Source organism: Comamonas sp. GB3 AK4-5, assembly GCF_041320665.1.
GTDB lineage: Bacteria > Pseudomonadota > Gammaproteobacteria > Burkholderiales > Burkholderiaceae_C > Comamonas.
In genome coordinates this window covers 661,356-682,309 of sequence record NZ_CP166730.1, presented here as the reverse complement: position 1 = coordinate 682,309, position 20,954 = coordinate 661,356, and the positions used below count along the sequence as shown (strand labels likewise).

General features: G+C 65.0%; 9 protein-coding genes. 2 read left to right on the top strand and 7 right to left on the bottom strand.

Translation table 11 applies throughout. The annotated features are described in order from the left end of the window. Positions 1–14 precede the first annotated feature (14 nt). The 5 genes from ACA027_RS02980 to kdpF all read right to left on the bottom strand — a co-directional run bounded on the left by ACA027_RS02980 (position 15) and on the right by kdpF (position 7,957). Entirely contained in the window at positions 15–2,702 is a 2,688-nt protein-coding gene (locus ACA027_RS02980; RefSeq protein WP_370680914.1) for a DUF4118 domain-containing protein, read from the bottom strand. A 207-nt stretch (positions 2,703–2,909) separates the two neighbouring features. Continuing rightward, positions 2,910–5,009 carry a potassium-transporting ATPase subunit KdpB gene (gene kdpB / locus ACA027_RS02975; RefSeq protein ID WP_370680913.1) on the bottom strand — a complete coding sequence of 700 codons (2,100 nt, stop codon included), beginning with the start codon at positions 5,007–5,009 and terminating at the stop codon, positions 2,910–2,912. Between the two features lie 3 nt (positions 5,010–5,012). After that, positions 5,013–5,738: a K(+)-transporting ATPase subunit C gene (gene kdpC / locus ACA027_RS02970; protein ID WP_370680912.1), complete on the bottom strand. Its 726-nt coding sequence runs from the start codon at positions 5,736–5,738 to the stop codon at positions 5,013–5,015. Positions 5,739–5,903: 165 nt separating this feature from the next. Further along, entirely contained in the window at positions 5,904–7,610 is a 1,707-nt protein-coding gene (gene kdpA / locus ACA027_RS02965) for a potassium-transporting ATPase subunit KdpA (RefSeq protein ID WP_370680911.1), read from the bottom strand. A 251-nt stretch (positions 7,611–7,861) separates the two neighbouring features. Next, the gene (gene kdpF, locus ACA027_RS02960; protein ID WP_370680910.1) at positions 7,862–7,957 is read right to left on the bottom strand and encodes a K(+)-transporting ATPase subunit F; all 96 of its coding nucleotides are present in this window, start codon (positions 7,955–7,957) and stop codon (positions 7,862–7,864) included. A 268-nt stretch (positions 7,958–8,225) separates the two neighbouring features. Here kdpF and ACA027_RS02955 point away from each other — a divergent pair, with 268 nt between their 5' ends. After that, positions 8,226–9,854: a peptide chain release factor 3 gene (locus ACA027_RS02955; protein WP_370680909.1), complete on the top strand. Its 1,629-nt coding sequence runs from the start codon at positions 8,226–8,228 to the stop codon at positions 9,852–9,854. A 180-nt stretch (positions 9,855–10,034) separates the two neighbouring features. Beyond that, positions 10,035–10,835, top strand: coding sequence for an HAD family hydrolase (locus tag ACA027_RS02950; protein WP_370680908.1), 801 nt, complete (start codon positions 10,035–10,037; stop codon positions 10,833–10,835). Between the two features lie 307 nt (positions 10,836–11,142). Here the strand turns inward: ACA027_RS02950 and ACA027_RS02945 are convergent, their stop codons facing one another. After that, positions 11,143–12,126 carry a Bug family tripartite tricarboxylate transporter substrate binding protein gene (locus ACA027_RS02945; RefSeq protein WP_370680907.1) on the bottom strand — a complete coding sequence of 328 codons (984 nt, stop codon included), beginning with the start codon at positions 12,124–12,126 and terminating at the stop codon, positions 11,143–11,145. 137 nt (positions 12,127–12,263) lie between these two features. Continuing rightward, the gene (locus tag ACA027_RS02940) at positions 12,264–20,306 is read right to left on the bottom strand and encodes an Ig-like domain-containing protein (RefSeq protein ID WP_370680906.1); all 8,043 of its coding nucleotides are present in this window, start codon (positions 20,304–20,306) and stop codon (positions 12,264–12,266) included. Positions 20,307–20,954 lie beyond the last annotated feature (648 nt).

Genomic DNA, 20,954 nt, shown 5'->3' with positions numbered 1-20,954 from the left:
AAGGCAAGGCCGCATCAATCCAGCGCCGGCTGCTCCAGCACCGGCAGGGCGATGACAAACACGGCACCAGGGCCGGGCTGGGCCGCATAGGCCGTGAGGCTTCCGCCATGGGCCTGGACAATGCGCCGCCCCAGGGCCAGGCCCAGCCCTATGCCAAAGATGCTGGATTCCGCGCTGCCACGGGTAAAGGGCTCGAACAGTTGCTCCTGCTCCAGATGTGCGGGCAGACCTGGCCCGGCGTCGGCCACCTGCAGCTGCAGCTGCCCACCGTCCACAAGGGCCACGATCTGCAGGCCCGTGCCGGCCGGCGTGTATTTGCAGGCGTTGTCCAGCAGATTGACCAGCACCCGCTCCAGCATGGCGGCATCTATCCACAGCAGTGGCAAGCCTGCCGGCAAGTCGGTGTGCACCGGGTGATCTGCCAGGCGCTCACGCATCTGCGCCAAGGCGCTGCCCACCAGCTCTTCCACGGGCACCCAGGCCTGCTGCAAATGCACCCCGCCTTGCTGCAGGCGCGCCATGGCCAGCAGGTTGTCCACCAGCTGCTGCAAGGCCTGGGCCTGGTTGCGGATCTGCAGCAGCATGTCATGGGCCGGCCCCGGCGGTGCATGGGGCAGGGCCACCTGGGCCGCACCCAGAATGCCAGTGAGCGGCGTGCGCAAATCATGCGACACCGCAGACAGCAGCGTGTTGCGCATGCGCTCGCCCTCCATGGCCACCTGGGTCTGCTGGGCCACTTCCACAAAATGCTGGCGCTCCAGCGCCAGCGCAATCTGGCTGGCACAGGCGTCCAGCAGGCGGCGCTCTTCGGGCACGCGCAGGCGCTGGGGCGCACGCAGCTGCAGCGCCAGCACCCCACGCGCACGCACCGGGGCCATCAGCGGCACATACAGCGCCGGCGCGGCGGCCAGGGTGTCCGTGCCCCAGCCCGCCATCTGGCCATGCTCCATGCACCAGCGCGCCACGCTGGGGTCGATCACGCCTTCGCTGCCGCGCACCTGCTGCAGCCGCTCCTCGCTGTCCGGCAGCAGCAGTCCCACCTGCGCATCGAACACCCCTGACAAGGTGGAAAGTGCAATCTGTGTGACCTGAGCCTGCGTCAGCGCACCCGACAGATCCCGCGCCAGCCGCGCCAAGGCGCCGGCACGGCGCTCGCGCTCGGCCGCCACCCGCGCCTCATGCCGCAGCCTGGCCATCAACTGGCCGCAGACCAGGGCCACGCCCAGCATCAGGCAGAAGGTAAACAGATACTGGGTGTCGTTGACGCTGAAGGAGCTGCGCGGCGGCACAAAGTAAAAATCGAACAGCAGCACCGACAGCAGCGCCGCCCAGGCTCCAGGCCCCCGGCCCCAGCGCAGGGACGACAACACCACCACCAGCAGGAACAACATGACCACGTTCGCCGGGTCAAACACCTGCAGCAGCAGCTCGGCCACGGCCGTGGCCGCCAGACAGGCCAGGGTGGTGCCGATATAACCCATCCATGAAATACCGTCTTCACGCAATACGGGAGCGCTGACAGTGCTCTCATTCTTGTGGGCATGTACGGACAGCAGCAGCACATCCAGACCCGGGTTCAGGCGGGCAATCTGCTCGGGCAGGCTGACCGGCGTCCAGGGCCACCACCGCGTCAGGCGCTGGGGTACACGGGCCAGCACCAGGTGACTGGCATTGCGCTCGCGCGCAAAGTCCACCAGGGCCTGGGCCACCTGGGTGCCGGGAATGGTGGCGGTCTCCGCCCCCAGGCGCGCGGCCAGGGCCAGGGTCTTGAGCACGGCTTCGCGCGCCTGCCGGGAGCGATGCTGGCGTGTGGGCGCGTCCACATAGACCACCACCCAGTCTGCCTCCAGCCGCCGCGCCAGCCGGGCCACCTGGCGCACCAGGGCATCGTCGCCGGCACGCCCACCCACCCCCACCAACAGACGCTCGCGCGTGGGCCAGACATCGCCTATGGCCTGCTCGCGGCGGTAGTCGCGCATGTCCTCGTCCACCCGGTCGGCCGTGCGGCGCAGCGCCAGCTCGCGCAGCGCCAGCAAATTGCCCAGGCGAAAGAAGTTGCGCGAGGCCCTTTCAGCCTGCTCCAGCGGATAGACCTTGCCCGCCTTGAGGCGCTTGAGCAGCTCCTCGGGCGGGATGTCGACCACCACCACCTCGCTGGCGTCGTCAAAGATATGGTCAGGCACGGTCTCATGCACCTGGATGCCCACAATGCCGCCCACCACGTCGTTGAGGCTTTCCAGGTGCTGCACATTCAGCGTGGTCCAGACATCGATACCGGCCTCCAGCAGCTCCTGCATGTCCTGCCAGCGCTTGGGGTGGCGCGAGCCGCTGACGTTGCTGTGCGCCAGCTCGTCCAGCAGCAGCACATCGGGGCGCCGCGCCAGGGCGGCATCCAGATCGAACTCGGCCAGATGCCGCCCCTGGTAGACCAGGGAGCGGCGCGGCAGCTGCTCCAGCCCATGTAACTGCTGCTCGGTCTCGGCACGGCCATGGGTTTCGACCAGGCCCACCAGTACGCTGCGCCCACTTTGCCGCTCCCGCTGGGCTGCGGCCAGCATGGAGTAGGTCTTGCCCACACCGGCGTTGGAGCCAAAGTAGATGCGCAGCTTGCCGCGTGCGGCCTGCTGCTGCTCGGCCTGCAACTGGGCCACCAGGGCATCGGGGTCGGGCCGGGGCGCAATGGGGGAGGTGGGTGTGGGCATGGCGTTCTCAGCCTATCACTGTCGCAGGCTCAACAAGGGGCTCAAAATGCTGCGCTCAGGCCCAGCAGCAGGGCCGCGGTGACGGCCAAGGAGCGCAATGCCAGCCAGGATTTGAGGGAAGAAGAATGCATAGTGAAAAAGCAGGAGTCAAAGCCTGCCCCTGCCCGCGCAGGGGCGTGGGCATGGGCAAGACACAAGGGATGGCAGTTAAACCAGGCCGAAGGCGGTCAGCAGCAGGTCGATGAGCTTGATGCCCACAAAGGGCACGATCAGGCCGCCCAGGCCGTAGATCAGCAGGTTGCGGCGCAGCAGCACGGCGGCGCCCACGGCGCGATAGCGCACACCGCGCAGGGCCAGCGGCACCAGGGCGATGATGATCAGCGCATTGAAGATCACGGCACTCAAAATGGCCGAATCGGCGCTGTGCAGCTGCATGACATTCAGCGCCGCCAGCTGCGGATAGGTGCCCACAAAAGCGGCCGGAATGATGGCGAAATACTTGGCCACATCGTTGGCAATGCTGAAGGTGGTCAGCGCACCCCGGGTCATCAGCATTTGCTTGCCGGTTTCCACCACCTCGATGAGCTTGGTGGGGTTGCTGTCGAGGTCCACCATATTGCCGGCCTCTTTCGCTGCCTGGGTGCCGCTGTTCATGGCCACGGCCACATCGGCCTGGGCCAGGGCGGGCGCGTCATTGGTGCCGTCGCCCGTCATGGCCACCAGCCGGCCTGCGGCCTGGTGGTTGCGAATCAGCTGCAGCTTGTCCTCGGGCCGGGCCTCGGCCAGGTAGTCATCCACCCCCGCTTCAGCGGCAATGGCGGCGGCGGTGAGGGGGTTGTCACCCGTGACCATCACCGTCTTGATGCCCATGCGGCGCAGCTCGGCAAAACGCTCGCGCATGCCGGGTTTGACGATGTCTTTCAGCTCGATCACGCCCAGCACCTTGGCGCCGTCGCTCACCACCAGGGGCGTACTGCCCTTGCGCGAGACGTTGTCCACCGATTGCTGCACCGGAGCGGGAAAGCTGCCACCCAGGGCCTCGATATGGCGGCGCACCGCGTCGGCCGCGCCCTTGCGCAAATTACGCAGGCCCTGTGGCGTGCGCAGGTCCACCCCGCTCATGCGGGTCTGGGCCGTAAAGGGCACGAACTCGGCCTGCAGGTCCTGGCTGTGGCGCTCGGGCAGGGCATGGCGCTCCTGGGCCAGTGCCACCACGCTGCGGCCTTCGGGGGTTTCATCGGCCAGCGAGGACAGCTGCGCCGCTTCGGCCAGCTGGGCCGGGGTCACACCAGGGGCGGGGAAGAATTCGCTGGCCTGGCGGTTGCCCAGGGTGATGGTGCCGGTCTTGTCCAGCAGCAGTACGTCCACATCGCCTGCGGCCTCCACAGCGCGGCCCGAGGTGGCGATCACATTGGCCTGCATCATGCGGCTCATGCCCGCCACGCCAATGGCCGACAGCAGGCCTCCGATGGTGGTGGGGATCAGGCAGACCAGCAGGGCAATCAGCACCGCAATACCCACCACCGAGCCTGCGCCCGCCTGCTCCACGGCAAAGGCCGAGAAGGGCCACAGCGTGACGATGACCAGCAGGAACACCAGGGTCAGGCCGACCAGCAAAATCGTCAGCGCCAATTCATTCGGTGTTTTCTGGCGTTTGGCCGACTCGACCATGGAGATCATGCGGTCCAGAAACGATTCGCCGGGGTTGACGGTGACTTCCACCACCAGCCAGTCCGACAGCACGCGGGTGCCCCCGGTGACCGAGGAGAAGTCGCCGCCGGCCTCGCGGATCACGGGGGCGGATTCGCCGGTGATGGCGCTCTCGTCCACCGAGGCCACGCCCTGCACCACCGTGCCGTCGAGGGCGATCACATCACCGGCCTCCACCAGCAGAAATACGCCCTTGCGCAGCTCGCTGGCACGCACGGGAATCCAGGCCGCGCCATGCTGGGGCTGGTCCAACACTTTGGCCACGGTGTCGCGCTTCATGCCACGCAGGCTGGCGGCTTGGGCGCGGCTGCGGCCTTCGGCCAGGGCCTCGGCAAAGTTGGCAAACAGCACGGTGAACCACAGCCACAGCGCAATCGCCAGGGTGAAGCCGGAATGGCTTTCGCCCGGAGCGCCCGGCTCCAGCAGGCTTTGCACCCACAGCAAGCTGGTGAGGATGGAGCCCAGATAGACCACGAACATCACCGGATTGGCCCATTGCGTGCGGGGCGAGAGCTTGCACACGGCATGCCACAGCGCGGCCCGTGCCAGCGATCCATCCAGCACGCTGACACCACCTCTTGTTTTGATAGCACTCATTGCTTACTCCTTGGGCGTTACAACCGTTTTTTGCACTGAACTCTGCGCCTGATCCAGCGCCAGATTGAGCTGCAGCACATTCACACGCGGCTCACCCAGCAGGCCCAGCACACGCTGTTGCGTGGCCTGGTCCACCAAGGTCTGCACCTGTGCCTGACCCAGCTGGCGCGCCTGCGCCACGCGCGGCAGCTGCAGCAGGGCGTTGGCCACCGAGATATGCGGGTCCAGCCCCGAGGCGGAAGCTGTGACTGCATCCACCGGCACGGGCGTATCGGCGGTCAGGCCGTTATCGGCGCGGTACTGCGCCACACGCTGGGCCACGGTGTCGGCCAGGTCTTTGTGCGTCACCCCCTGGTTGCTGGCACCGGACAGACCAGCGTTATAGGGCGCGGCGATGCTGGCGCCCTCGTTGTGCGGATCGGGCGCCGTCGTGGCGCTGGGACGGCCATGGAAATACTGGGAGCCCGTGAACTGCTGGCCGATCAGGGCTGAGCCGACCACCTGGCCATTGCGCTCTATCAGGCTGCCATGGGCGGCCTGGGGCAACAGGGCCTGGGCCACGCCAGTGGTGAACAGCGGGTAGGCGATACCGGCGACCAGCATCATCAGCACGGCAGCGCGCAGGCTGCTGCCCAGCAAACAGCCCCAGGAGGCCGCAGGCGCATCCGCCTGGGCAGGCACCGCAGCAGGCGCTGCCGGGGTGCAAATTGTGTGAGAAGAAGATTTCATGGCTTGCTTCCATTGGTTTGGTGAATGCCCCTGAGCGTTGAAGCCGACGCACTCCATGTGCGGCAGCCCAGCAAGGGCCGCCCCGCAGCGAGGGCTGCGTCTCCCTGCCCGCATGGCCTGGCCATGCGAGAGCGGGTGGAAGGCGCGCAGCGACTCAGGGGGGTGTCAGGCATACAGTTGGCCGACCAGCATTTGCAGCTGCTCCACCACCGGACCCAGTGCCAATGCGGGCAAGAAGGTGAGCCCGCCCACCACCAGCACCACAAACACCAGCAGGCCCATGAACAGCGGCGTGGCCGTGGGGAAGGTGCCCGGACCTGCGGGCACCGTGGCCTTGGCGGCCAGGCTGCCGGCCACTGCCAGCAAGGGCAGCAGGGTCAGAAAGCGGCCGGCGATCATGGCCAGACCAATCGTGGTGTTGAAGAACGGGGTGTTGGCGTTCAGGCCGGCAAAGGCCGAACCGTTGTTGGCCGTGCCCGAGGCATAGGCATAGAGGATTTCCGAGAAGCCATGCGGGCCATGGTTGTTCAGGCTGGCCGCCGCATCGGGCCACAACACGGCCAGCGCGGTAAAGCCCAGTATGGAGGCCGGATGCGCCAGCACCGAGAGCATGACCAGCTTGATCTCGCGCACCTCGATCTTCTTGCCCAGAAACTCTGGCGTGCGGCCAATCATCATGCCGGCCAGGAAGACGGTGAGGATGGCGTACTGGATCAGGTTGATCAGGCCCACGCCGTCGCCGCCGAACACGCAGTTGAGCATCATCTGCGCCAGCGGCGTAATCGAGCCCAGCGGCGTCAGCGAGTCATGCATGGCATTGACCGAGCCCGTGGTGGCGGCCGTGGTGGTGGTCACGAACAAGGCCGTGTCCACGATGCCGAAGCGCAGCTCCTTGCCCTCCATATTGCCGCCGGGCTGTGTGGGACTCCATTGCTGGTCCACACCGGCGCGCGCCAGCAGACCGCTGCCGTTTTGTTCGGCCACAAACACCAGGCTCAGGAAACCGACAAACATCACCATGCAGGCGCCAAACAACACCCAGCCCTGGCGGCGGCGCAGCAGCATGGAGCCAAATGCATAGGTCAGGCCCGCAGGAATCAGCAGCATCGAGAAGATGTGCAGCACATTGGTCAGCGGTGTGGGGTTCTCGAACGGGTGGGCCGCATTCATGCTGAAGAAACCACCGCCATTGGTGCCCAGGTGCTTGATGCTTTCAAAGCTGGCCACAGGGCCCATCAGCAATTGCTGGCGGGCACCTTCCAACGTGGTGGCGACTGCCTCGGTGTGCAACGTCTGCGGCATGCCCTGCCAGACATAGACCAGGGCCATGACAAACGACAGCGGCAGCAGCACGCGCCAGAACACGCGCACATAGTCCACCCAGTAGTTGCCCAGATCCTGGCTGCTGGAGCGGGCCAGGCCGCGCACAAAACCGGCACCGGCCGCTATACCTGCCGTGGCACCGGCAAACATCAAAAAGGTGATGGCCGCCATCTGCGTGGCATTGCTGAGGCTGTTTTCCCCCGCATAGGCCTGCCAGTTGGTGTTGGTGACGAAGGAGACGGCGGTGTTGAAGGCCAGGTCCGGCGCCTGGGCCGCAATCGCCAGCGGGTTCAGCGGCAGGCTGGCCTGCATGCGCAGGATCAGATAGCCCAACAGCATCATGGCGGCGTTGGAGAGCACCAGGGCCGTGCCATAGCGTTGCCAGTCCATGCGCTCGGCCGGGTTCACCCCCAGGGCGCGGTAGCTCAGGCGCTCCAGCCAGGTATGGCCCTCACTCGTAAAACAGCGCGCCAACCATTGCCCCATGGGAATGGTCAGCAGCGTCACCACCGCCAGCACGGCGGCGTATTCCATCCAGGGTAACCACATAAAATTTCTCCGATTCGGCACCAGGCCTTGGAACCCGACATGGCCTGAGGCCAGGGCACCGCGCAAGGGCCGCCCCGCAGCGCCGGTGCCGTCCCCCTCCCGCGCAGCGAGAGAGGGGGAAGACGCGCAGCGGCTCAGGGGGCGTTTCTTAAATTCGCGTCAGCGCACGGATAAAGCCCAACAGGCCAACAAAGCAGGCCAGCGTCAGGCCCACAAAAACCAGGTCTTGCAGCACTTGCATGGCAGCCCCCTCAAAACTTCTCGGGGCGCAGCAGCGCATAGCCCAAATAGGCAAAAAGTCCCAGGGCCGTGCACACAGCCAGGACATCCATCCAGTGGTTCGTCATTGCTTTCCTTCCACCAGCCGCACATGCAGCCGGATTGCGATGAAGGCACTGTAGGAATTGCCCCGTCAAGAGCGGGTTGAGATTGCGAGGCGCCGTATCAAGATGGCATCAAGATGGCCCAGACCCGCCTGCCAAGCCCCCCAAGCTGCAGCGCCAGGCCACCAAAGTTAAAATGCCGGCCTTTCAGGCCCACTGCATTGCAGGCAATCCACGGCCGCTCTTCTTTTCTTCTGGCTGGCCACCCGGCCGCAACCGCGCATTCCCTACCGTGTCATACGCCCCAGAAACCCGGCGCCGTCGTACGTTCGCCATCATTTCCCACCCGGACGCGGGTAAGACCACGCTGACCGAAAAGCTGCTGCTGTTCTCGGGCGCCATCCAGATCGCCGGTGCCGTCAAGGGCCGCAAGGCCTCGCGCCATGCCACCTCCGACTGGATGGAGATTGAAAAGCAGCGCGGCATTTCCGTGGCGTCTTCGGTGATGCAGATGAGCTACCGCGACCACGTGATCAACCTCCTCGACACCCCCGGCCACAAGGACTTCTCGGAAGACACCTATCGTGTGCTGACGGCCGTGGACTCGGCCCTGATGGTGATCGACGCGGCCAATGGTGTGGAAACCCAGACCCGCCGCCTGATCGAGGTCTGCCGCCAGCGCAACACGCCCATCATTTCCTTCATCAACAAGTTTGACCGGGAAGTGCGCGATCCGCTGGACATCATGGACGAGGTGGAGCGCGAGCTGGGCATGCCCTGTTGCCCCATCACCTGGCCCGTGGGCCAGGGCAAGTCCTTTGGCGGCATCATCAATCTGCGCACGCAGAGCATGACGGTGTTCGCCCCCGGCAGCGACCGCGGCCCCAAGGACTTTGAAGTGATTCCGCTGTCCGAAAGCGACAACTTGCGCGCCCGCTTTGGCAAGGCCTTTGACGATGCGCTGGAGAGCATGGAGCTGGCCGTGGGCGCCTCGGCCGAATGGGACCATGAAGCCTTTCTGGCCGGCAAGCTGACCCCCGTGTTCTTCGGCTCCGGTGTGAACAACTTCGGTGTGATGGAAGTGCTGGACGCCGTGGTCGACATGTCGCCCCCGCCCGGCCCGCGCATTGCCTTCACCGAGGTCAATCGCAACCGCGAGGAAAAGACCATCCACCCCGAGGACAAGGGCTTCTCGGGCGTGGTGTTCAAGGTCCAGGCGAATATGGACAGCAACCACCGCGACCGCATCGCCTTTGTGCGCGTGGCCTCGGGCAAGTACACACCGGGCATGAAGATGAAGGTGCAGCGCACCGGCAAGGAACTGCGCCCCACCTCGGTTGTGACCTTTATGTCCCAGCGCCGCGAGGCCGTGGACGAGGCCTATGCCGGCGACATCATCGGCTTCACCATCCATGGCGGCGTGCAGCTGGGCGACTCCATCACCGATGGCCCCAATCTGCAGTTCACCGGCCTGCCCTTCTTCGCCCCCGAAATGTTCATGACCGTGGTGCTGAAGAACCCGCTGCGCACCAAGCAGCTGCAGCAAGGCCTGATGCAGCTGGGCGAGGAAGGTGCGATCCAGGTCTTCAAGCCCGATGTGGGCGGCAATATGCTGCTCGGCGCCGTGGGCCAGCTGCAGTTTGAAGTGGTGCAGCACCGCCTGCAGACCGAGTACGACTGCGATGTGCGCCTGGAAGGCTGCCAGTACACGGGCGCGCGCTGGATCACGGCCGACACCCCGGCTGAGTTGCGCGAGTTCGAGAACGCCTACCCGCTGCGCCTGGCGCATGACGCGGCCGATACCCTGGCCTATCTGTGCACCAGCCCCTATGACGTGCGCCTGGCGCAGGAACGTTTCCCCAAGATCCATTTCCATCCGCTGCGCGAACACGCAGGGCTGAGCCTGGGCAGCGCGAACTAAGCGCCTTCACGCCCTCCCCCTCCGGGGGAGGGGTTGGGTGGGGGCCAGCGGCGAAAGCCCATCAAGACGGCTGGCTTGACCCCGGATGCAGCCCCCATCCCCGCCTTTCCCCCAAAGGGGGAAGGTGCCATACAGGCAGGCCTGTGTATGGATCTGAGCATTTGTTTTTGAGAGTTTGTAGTGAGCCAAGAATTTCTGCGTCCTTTGTCCGAGCTGGTTGTGCCGGCGAATGTGTTGGGCGTGCTGACCGATATCGATGACACGCTGACCACCGAGGGCGAGGTGCCTGCGCATGTGGTGGCGGCCATAGCCCAGTTGAAAGATGCGGGCCTGAAAGTAGTGCCCATCACCGGCCGCCCCGTGGGTTGGAGCGTACCGTTTGCAGCGGCCTGGCCGGTGGATGCCATCGTCGCCGAGAACGGCGCCGTGGCGCTGAAGCGCAATGCCGCTGGTGGGTTGGACAAGCTCTACCAGCAGGACGAGGCCGAGCGCACCCACAACTTCGCCCGCATGCAGGAAGTGCTGGCCCAGGTGGAGGCCACCGTGCCCGGCGCCGTGCGGGCCACCGACTCGCATGGCCGCGAATGCGATATCGCCGTGGACCACAGCGAGTTCACCCAGCTGCCCCAGGCACAGATCGACGCCTGCGTCGCCATCATGCAGGCGGCCGGCATGAATGCCACCGTCAGCTCCATCCACATCAACGCCTGGTTTGGCGGACACAACAAGCTGGAAGGCGCGCGCTGGATTGTGCGTGCGCTGTTCGACATCGACCTGGACGCCACGCTGGACCGCTGGATTTACATCGGCGACTCCACCAATGACCAGCTGATGTTCCAGCATGTGCCGCTGTCGGTGGGCGTGGCCAATATCGCCCGCTTTGTGCCCCAGTTGCAGCACCTGCCCCGCTACGCCACCCAGGCCGAGCGCGGCGACGGCTTTGTGCAGCTGGCCGAGCACATTCTGGCTGCACAAAAATAAGAGCAGCCTACGCCGACATAACACCAGCTTCAGCATTTCAATCATTTGAAACCGATGCTGCATGGGCACAAGCAGCTATCAAAATAATCCCGCAGGTCAAGCGCTTGCGGGCTTTTGCTTCTGGGTTTCAGCCGGAGCGGGCCTACGCAGCGCAGCGGGCCTTGGGTATCACTCCACAACGGACAGACAGCGCTTCAGGCGCGACGCTTGACCGCAGACAGTGCTGATGCACGGCAAGGGCAAGCAACAAAGCCTCAAGCGCTGTATGGCCGCGCTCGAACGGTTCGCAGCTCCGATCCCGAAAGCATCAATCAATGCTGACTTTGGCGGTTTCGATGATCTGGCGGTACATGGCCGTGTCCTTGTCGATCAAAGCCTGAAACTGCGCCGGCGTGCTGCCCACGGCACCAAAGCCCAGCTGCGTCAGCTTGTCCTTGACCTCGGGCGACTGCACGGCCTCGGCAATCGCCTTGGACAGCTTGTCGACGATGGGCTGGGGCGTGCCCTTGGGCGCCAGCAGACCCACCCAGGAATTCATCACAAAACCTGGGAAGCCCGACTCCTGCATGGTGGGCACATTCGGCTCGCCGGGCCAGCGTTTTTCCGAGGCCACGGCCAGCACCTTGATCTTGCCGTTCTTGGCATGGGGCATGGGCACCAGGGCCGGGTCGAACAACAGGTCCACCTGGCCCGACATCAGGTCAGACAGGATGGGGGCGCTGCCGTTGTAGGGCACATGCTGGGCATTCAGCCCGTTCTCCTGGGCAAAGCGCGCACCAATCATGTGGGCGCTGGCGCCGGTGCCGCTGGAGGCGTAGTTCAGCGGGTGCGTTTTGCCGTAATCGGCCAGCTCCTTGGCGTTCTTCACCGGCAGCTTGTTGGCCGCGAACAAAAACATCGGCAGGTCCGCCATATGGCTGACGGCCACAAAGTCGCCGGGCTTGTAGGCCAGCTTTTTGTACAGCGACATATTCACCGTATAGGCCGCCAGCACGCTGACAAAGTTGTAGCCGTCGGCAGGGGCGCGGGCCGTCTGCGTCACGCCGATGGTGCTGTTGGCACCGGGGCGGTTTTCCACAATCACCGGCTGGCCCAGCTTTTTGGCTACGGCGTCAAACACGGTACGGCTGACGATGTCGGTAGAGCCGCCCGGGGTATAGGGCACGGTCAGCTTGATGGGTTTGGCCGGCCAGTTGGCGGCCACGTCCTGCGCCTGCGCAGCGCCCATGCTGCCCCACGCCGCCACAGCGGCCACCATGCCCCAGGCGGTCTTGCGAAAAATGAATGCCATGCTGCTCTTTGTCTCGATGGTGAAAGTTTCGGCGTGCCCCTGAGGCCCCGAACTGTCGCCAGTTATTTGAATGAATGACATTGCAACTATAAGAGCCCGCCGGCTCTTCCCTGAGGGGGCTATCCCTAGCTCCCTGGCTAGAACGGCACACGCAAGCCCAGAGACAAGCCCTGGTTTCGGTTGTTGTTGATATCGATGCTGGAGCTCAGCTCCAGCGAGAGCTCCAGCCCTTTGCGCCACAGCAGGCGCAGGCCCAGGCCCAGCGTCCAGCTCCCGGATTGGAAGCTGTTGCTGCCCAGGCTATAGGCCGGCCCCAGGTCGGCCAGATCGGCATAGGCCAAGCCGGCCTCGCCATCACGCCGCAGGCTGTGTGTGTATTCCAGCCTGGTTTTGGGCACCAGCTTGGCCTCTCCCAGGTTGTAGATACCTTCGGCACGCAGGCCCAGCACGCCGCTCAGCACACTGGTTTTTTGGGCAAAGTAGGTCAGGGCCGCCAACCTGGGCGCCGATTCGCTATAGGTGTCCAGCGTGGCACGGCTCAGCTCCAGCCGCATATAGGGCGACCACATCCAGCCGGACTCGCGAAACTCCATGCCGGCGACCACGGCGGCAAACAGCTGCTTGCCGGTGCGCGAGCCGGTGGCCAGGCCGCCGCCATCGGTGATGTAGCGCGTCGAATCAAAGCGCAAACGGCCATAGCCCAGCAAGCCGTCCACAAACATGTTCTTGGCCGGCCGCAGGCTGCCATAAAGCATGACGGAGAGACTGTCGGCTGCACTCTTGCTGCCGTTCAAGCCGATGAGTGAGCTGTCTCTGCCCAACCCCAGGCCCAGGCCCAATGTGGCCAGATCGCTCAGACGATAGTCGCCCCCAGCGCTGATGCCGCTGGTGGTGAAGCGGTACTCGGTATCCACGCCGCGCACATACTGGCGGCCATAGTCCACCGCGCCCCCGGCCCAGAACGTCAGCGCCTGTTTGCCGCTGCCGGAGGGTTGGTTGCTGGCGGGCAGATCCGGCAAGGGATAGGGGCTGGCATACAAGCCGGGCAATCCCTGCTCGGCGCGCTGCGTCGTCTTGCGCATGCCCCCCATGGGAAAGCCGTCCGGCATGGACTGAGGGAGTGCGGCCCGGCTCCCGGCGTTCAGGCTCAGGCCAAAGTCCGAGCGCCCCCAGCCATCGGCATGCAGACCTTCCAGGCGCGTGGCGACATTGGCAATCTGGGCACTGGCAAAGCGGCTGGCACTTTGGGTCTGGGCCGCCACAATGCCGGCCACCTCGGCGTCCTTGCTGGGGTCGCTGCGTGCCAGCACCTGGATATGGACCTGAGCTGGAGCCGAAGTGCCTGCCGTATTGCTCAAGGTGTAGACCACCACGGCGGCTCCGCTGAAGCTGCGATTGCTGGTAAAGCGCAAGAGATACCCCGGCGCGCCCGCCGCCCCTGCCGATGGGCTGCTCTGTATGGAGGCCTTGCCCGCCTCAGCGGGTGACAGGGACAGCAGCGCGGCGCTGCTGAAGGGCCCGCCCATGGCATTGGCCGTCAAGTCCAGCTCCACGCTGCTGCCGGACTCCAGGGTCACGCTCAGCGATGGGGCCACAGGCTGCATCTGGCCCACTGCCAGGGTGTAGCTCACCCCTCCCGTAGCGCCATACACATCGCTCACCCCGACGCTGAAGCTGAAGCCACCAGTGGCATACACCTGTGGCGTGCCCGCGATCAGACCACCCGTGGAGAGATTCAGGCCTGCGGGCAAGGCCCCGCTGCTCAGCGCAAAACCATAGGGCGCAGTCCCTCCGCTGGCCACCAGGCTCTGGCTGTAAGCCGCGCCCTCGGTGGCATTGGGCAGCTTGCCCGCCGCGGGCGTGATGCCGAGTTGGGGCGCGGTCACTGTCACCGTCACCGTGGCAGTGGCGCTGCCGCCGGCATTCGTGGCCGCGTAGCTGAACATATCCCCCCCCGAATACCCGGGAGTGGGCGTATAGAGGATGGCGGTGCCGCTGACCTTGGCCGTGCCATGCGCAGCCTGGCTGACCACGGCCACGCTGGCGACCGGCCCCCCGGCCAGCTGGAGTGCGATGGGGTTGTCCGAGCTGTTGGCCGCCACGGTGGCGCTCACCGGGCCGGCAGTGGGTGCCTGGATGGCGACCGCCAGCGTATAGCGCTGCAGACCTGTGGCGCCATAAACATCCGAGGCCTGGACCGTGAAGTCAAAAGCGTCATAGGCCGTTGGCGTGCCGCTGAGCTGCCCATCACGGGACAGGCTGATGCCCGCAGGCAAGCTGCCCTGCGCCAGGGTATAGCCATAGGGTGCGGTTCCCAGTCTGGCACTCAGGTGCTGGCCATAGGCTATGCCGATCGTGCCCGGCGGCAGCGAGCCAGGGGCGATGCTCAAAGTGGGAGGGCTGACCGTCACCGCCACCGTGGCCGCAACCGAAGTGCCGCTGGCGTTGGAGGCCGTGTAGGTAAAGGAGTCCGAGCCCGAGTAACCCGCCGTGGGCATATAGCTGATGCTGCTGCCGCTGGCTGTGGCTGTGCCATGGGCGGCCTGGGTCGCCACGGCCACGCTGACCACCACCCCGGTAATGCTCAGCGTCACCGGGGTGGCGCTGCTGTTGGCCGGCACGGTGATGCTCGCGGAATTGGCCACGGGTACCGGCGGGGGCGCAATGAGCAGCGCATAGCTTTGCGTTCCAGTGGCGCCATAGGCATCACGCGCCTGGAGGGTGAAGCTGAAACTGCCTGTGGCCGTGGGCGTTCCCGTGAGGGCACCACCGCCTCCCAGGCTGAGCCCCCCAGGCAAGCTGCCCGAGGCCAGCGCGTAGGTATAGGGTGCTGTGCCCAAGCTCGCACTCAGGCTTTGGCCATAGGCTGTGCCCTCCATGCCGTCCGGCAAGGTGCTGGGACTCAGCGCCAGCACAGGCGCTGTCACGGCAATCGTCACCGTGGCCGCCGCCGAGGTGCCGCTGGCATTGGTGGCCGTGTAGGTGAAGGAGTCCGCACCCGAGTAACCCGCCATGGGCGTATAGCGGATGCTGGCACCGCTGGCCAAGGCCGTGCCATGAAGCGCCTGGGTGACCACCGCCACGCTGGCCGCTGCACCTGTGATGCTCAGCGCCAGCTGATTGGCATTGCTGTTGGCGAATACCGTGGCATTGGAGGGGTTGGCCACGGGCACGGGCAGGGGCGCAATGAACAGCACATAGTTTTGCGCCCCGTTGGCGCCATGGGCGTCGGTGGCCTGAATGGTGAAGCTGAAGCTGCCTGTGGCCGTAGGCGTTCCCGTGAGCGCACCACCGCTTCCCAGGCTGAGCCCCCCAGGCAGACTGCCCGAGGCCAAGGCATAGGTATAGGGCGCCGTTCCCAGGCTGGCGCTCAGGCTTTGGCCGTAGGCTGTGCCCACCATGCCATCCGGCAAAGTGCCCGGAACAATGCTCAGCGCGGGAGAAAGCACGTTCACGCTCACCATGGCGGCCGCCGAGGTACCACTGGCATTGGTGGCTGTGTAGGTAAAGGAATCAGCCCCCGAGTAGCCCATCGCGGGCGTGTAGCTCATGCTGGCGCCGCTGGCCAAAGCCGTGCCGTGGAGCGCCTGGGTGACCACCGCCACGCTGGCGGCTGCTCCCGTGATGCTCAGCGTGACCGGGTTGGCATTGCTGTTGGCGGGCACGGTAAGGCTCGAAGGGTTGGCCACGGGCACCGGCAGAGGGGCAATGAACAGCGCATAGCTTTGCGTTCCGGTGGCGCCATGGGCGTCGCTGGCCTGGATGGTGAAGCTGAAGCTGCCACTGGCGGTGGGCGTTCCCGTGAGTGCACCGTCGCTGCCCAGGCTGAGCCCCCCGGGCAGCGCCCCCGAGGACAGCGCATAGGTATAGGGGGCCGTACCTTGGCTGGCAGACAGCGTCTGGCTGTATGCCGAGCCCACCATGCCTGTGATCAGGGTGGAGGGGCTCAGCATCAGCACAGGCGCTGTCACCGCAATCGTCGCCGTGGCGGCCGCCGAGGTACCACTGGCATTGGTGGCGGTGTAGGTAAAGGAGTCCGAGCCCGAGTAGCCCGCCGCAGGCGTATAGCGGATGCTGGCACCACTGGCTGTGGCCGTGCCAGAGGCTGCCTGGGTCGCGACGGCCACACTGGAAGCCATCCCCGTGATGCTCAGCGTCACCAGGTTGTCGCTGCTGTTGGCAAAGACGGTGGTATTCGAAGGATTGGCCACAGGCGCCGGCAGGGGCGTAATGAGCAGCGCATAAGTTTGTGTTCCGGTCGCACCATAAGCATCGGTGGCCTGGATGGTGAAACTGAAGCTGCCACTGGTCGTGGGCGTTCCCATGAGCATGCCACCGCTTCCCAGGCCAAGCCCCCCAGGCAGGCTGCCCGAGACCAAGGCATAGGTATAGGGCGCCGTCCCCAGGCTGGCGCTCAGGTTTTGGCCATAGGCCGCCCCGACAGTGCCATCCGGCAAAGCGCCTGGGGCAATGCTCAGAACCGGAGGACTCACCGTCACGGTCACCGTGGCCGCTGCCGAAGTACCGCTGCCATTGGTGGCGGTGTAGGTAAAGGCATCAGCCCCCGAGTAGCCCATCGCGGGCGTGTAGCCCATGCTGGCGCCGCTGGCCAATGCCGTGCCGTGGAGCGCCTGCGCAATCACATCCACACGGGTGGCTGCCCCGGTGATACTCAGCGTCACCGGGTTGGCATTGCTGTTGGCCGCCACGGTCAGCTTCGACGGGTTGGCCACAGGCACCGGCAGAGGCGTAATGAGCAGCGCATAGATTTGTGTTCCGGTCGCACCATAAGCGTCGGTGGCCTGGATGGTGAAACTGAAGCTGCCGCTGGCCGTGGGCGTTCCCATGAGCGTTCCATCGCTTCCCAGGCCAAGCCCTCCTGGCAGGCTGCCCGAGACCAAGGCATAGGTATAGGGCGCCGTCCCCAGGCTGGCGCTCAGGTTTTGGCCATAGGCTGCGCCCACCATGCCATCCGGCAAAGCGCCCGGGGCAATGCTCAGAACCGGAGGACTCACCGTCACGCTCACCGTGGCCACTGCCGACGTACCGCTGCCATTGGTGGCCGTGTAGGTAAAGGCATCCGCTCCCGAGTAACCCATCGCGGGCGTGTAGCCCATGCTGGCGCCGCTGGCCACCGCCGTGCCGTGGAGCGCCTGCGCAATCACATCCACACGGGTGGCAGCCCCCGTGATGCTCAGCGTCACCGGGTTGGCATTGCTGTTGGCCGCCACGGTCAGCTTCGACGGGTTGGCCACAGGCACCGGCAGAGGCGTAATGAGCAGCGCATAGATTTGTGTTCCGGTCGCACCATAAGCATCGGTGGCCTGGATGGTGAAACTGAAGCTGCCACTGGTCGTGGGCGTTCCCATGAGCATGCCACCGCTTCCCAGGCCAAGCCCCCCAGGCAGGCTGCCCGAAACCAAGGCATAGGTATAGGGTGCCGTTCCCAGGCTGGCGCTCAGGCTTTGGCCATAGGCTGTGCCCACCATGCCATCCGGCAAAACGCCCGGAGCAATGCTCAAAAACGGAGGACTTACCGTCACGATCACCGTGGCCACTGCCGACGTGCCGCTGTCATTGGTGGCGGTGTAGGTAAAGGCATCCGTTCCCGAGTAACCCATCGTGGGCGTGTAGCCCATGCTGGCGCCGCTGGCCAATGCCGTGCCGTGGAGCGCCTGCGCAATCACATCCACACTGGTGGCTGCCCCCGTGATGCTCAGCGTCACCGGGTTGGCATTGCTGTTGGCCGCCACGGTCAGCTTCGACGGGTTGGCCACAGGCACCGGCAAGGGGGCAATGAACAGCGCATAGCTTTGCGCTCCGGTAGCGCCATGGGCGTCAGTGGCCTGGATGGTGAAGCTGAAGCTGTCACTGGCTGTGGGCGTTCCCTGGAGTACGCCGTCGCTTCCCAAATTCAGCCCACCGGGCAGCGCCCCTGAGGACAGGGCATAGGTATAGGGGGCCGTGCCTTGGCTGGCAGACAGCGTCTGGCTGTATGCCGAGCCCACCATGCCCGTGATCAGGGTGCTGGGTGACAGCATCAGCACAGGTGCTGTCACCGCAATCGTCACCATGGCCGCCGCCGAGCTGCCACTGGCATTGCTGGCCGTGTAGGTAAAGGAGTCTGCCCCCGAATAGCCCGCCACGGGGGTGTAACTGATGCTGATGCCGGTGCTACTGGCTGTGGCCGTGCCCTGCAACGCCTGGGTGGCGACGGCCACACTGGTGGCCGCTCCCGTGATGCTCAACGCCACCGGATTGGCATTGCTGTTGGCCAACACGGTGATGCTCGAGGCATTGGCCACAGGGACCGGTAGGGGCGTAATGAGCAGCACATAGTTTTGCGCTCCGGTGGCACCATAGGCGTCGGTGGACTGGATGGTGAAGCTGAAGTTGCCACTGGCCGTAGGCGTTCCCGTGATTGCACCACTGCTTCCCAGACTCAGTCCTTCAGGCAGGCTTCCAGAGGACAGCGTGTAGGTATAAGGGGCCGTACCTTCGCTGGATGCCAATGTCTGGCCGTATGCCGAACCCACCGTGCCCGAGTTCAAGGTATTGGGTGTCAGCAGCAGCGTGGGAGCCGTCACCGTGACCGTGACGGTCGCAGCCGCCGAGGTGCCGCTGGTATTGGTGGCCGTGTAGCTGAATGCATCCGTACCCGAGTAGCCCACAGCAGGTGTGTAGTAGATATTGGCACCGCTGGCCGTGGCTTCTCCATGCCCGGCCTGGCCCACGACGGCCACACTGTCGACCTCTCCCGTGGTGTCCAGGTCCACCAAGTTGGTGCTGCTGTTCGCCGCCACCGTCGCACTCGTGGCATTCGCCTTAGGCGCTGGAATGGCGATGGTCAGCTCATAGCTCTGCGTGCCAGTGGCCCCATAGACATCGGTGGCCTGAACTGTGAAGCTGAAGGTCCCGCTTTCTGTGGGTGTACCCGTGATGCTGCCCAGCACCATCCCTTCGGGCAAGCGCCCCTCGCTGAGGGCGTACACATAAGGCGGCGTTCCAAAACTGACATCCAGAATCTGGTTGTAGGCCGAGCCCATTTTTCCCATATTCAAACTGGTGGGACTGAGACTCAGCGTGGGCGGAGTCACAGTGATTCTCACGTTCGCCACGGTGGAGGTTCCGCTGGCATTCGTGGCGGTGTAGGTGAAAGCGTCTGTGCCCGAGTAACCAGGGGTGGGCGTGTAGCTGATGGCATTGCCGCTGGCCGTGGCCACACCATGGTCCGCCTGAGTGACCAGGGCCACGCTGGTAGCGCCCCCCCCACTCAGATTCAGTGCCAGCACATTGGCGCTGCTGTTGGCCGCCACAGATGCGCTGCTGTTGTTGGCAATGGGCACCGCTGCCCCCACGTTGATGTAGACCGTCGCAGGCGCCGAGGTTCCACCGTCATTGGTGGCGGTGTAGGTGAAAGAATCAGACCCCGAATAATTACCATCCGGGGTGTATCCCAGCATGGTCTTCTGGCTGGTCCAGGCCGAGCCGTGGGCAGGTTCAGAAGCCTTGACCACCGAGCGGTAAGTACCGGTGACACTGGGCGTGATCAACGTGGTTCCGCTGTTCTTCGCAACGGAAACACTGACGTCATGGACTATGGGCGGCGGCGGGTTGACGGTGATGGTGACTGTTGCGGTCTGCGAAGTTCCTCCCGCATTGCTGGCGCTGTAGCTGAAGGAGTCCGTGCCGTAATACCCGGCTGTGGGGGTGTAGGCAATCCCACTCCCCGCGACGGTGAGCAGGCCGTTGGCGGGAGAGGTCTGGATGGTGACTCTGTCGACCGGCCCGCCACTGAGGCTGAGTGTCAACACATTGCCCACGCTGTTGGCCGCCACGGTGCTGGTGCTGCTCTTGGCAATGGGCAGGGCCGGATTCACGGTGACCGTGACCGTCGCGGGCGCAGAGCTGCCGGCTTCGTTGCTGGCGGTGTAGGTGAATGTGTCGGTACCGGAATACTCGCTGACGGGGCGGTAATACAGCAGTTGGTCGGTGCCAGCGCGGGCAAAGCCATTGCCAGCGCTGGAGACGACCGCCAGCGCATCAAAGACACCGGAGACATCGGGGGGGATCGCCACCTCACCGCTGTTTTTCACCACCGTGATGCTGATGGCGTTGGCCACGGGAGGGAAGGTGGCGGCCACGGCATGGTGGCCGCCCAGCACCAGCAGCATTCCCATGGCAAGCGCCATGCCCCACCCCGAACACAAGACTCCAACCGGCAGCAAAGATGCCATGGGAGCGGGGTAAAAATGCCGCGACATAGGCTGCAAAGGCCCTTGCAACGCGAGCGGAATTCAGCGCAGTTGCCGCCAAGAGGGCAATGCGCTGTGGCCAGGTAGGTTCATCATTGCGCGCTTTCAAAAAAACGAGCGAAGCAAATCATCCATGTACCGCAGCAGCCGGCACCCACCTGAAAAAGGCCTGTCAACAGGCCTTCAACACTCCAAAAGGGTGCAGCAAGATACGAGCTGACAAGTCCATGCCCTCTTGCTCTGCCGGGCACCACCGCCGCGCCGCAAGGCTCGCCAATGGGCCCTACTAATAACGAAGGGCCACAGGGCCGGGAAGCGGCAGCACCAGCAACCCCAAGCCTGCGTCGGCATGGCGCCTGGACTGCGGAAAAACAGTGCGCCACAAGGTGGCCGGGCGGGACATGATCGCCCCTTGCCATGGTCTTCTTTGGGCTCTGCTCCGGCTGCTCCCGAGGGCGCCGCCGCACAGGCTTGCGCGCAGATCGAAGCTGCCTGCCTCACCCTGCAGCGTGTGGCGGTATGGGTACCAACTGTGCTTTCAAAACCTGGCCAAAGCCCAGCGCTTGGAAAGGC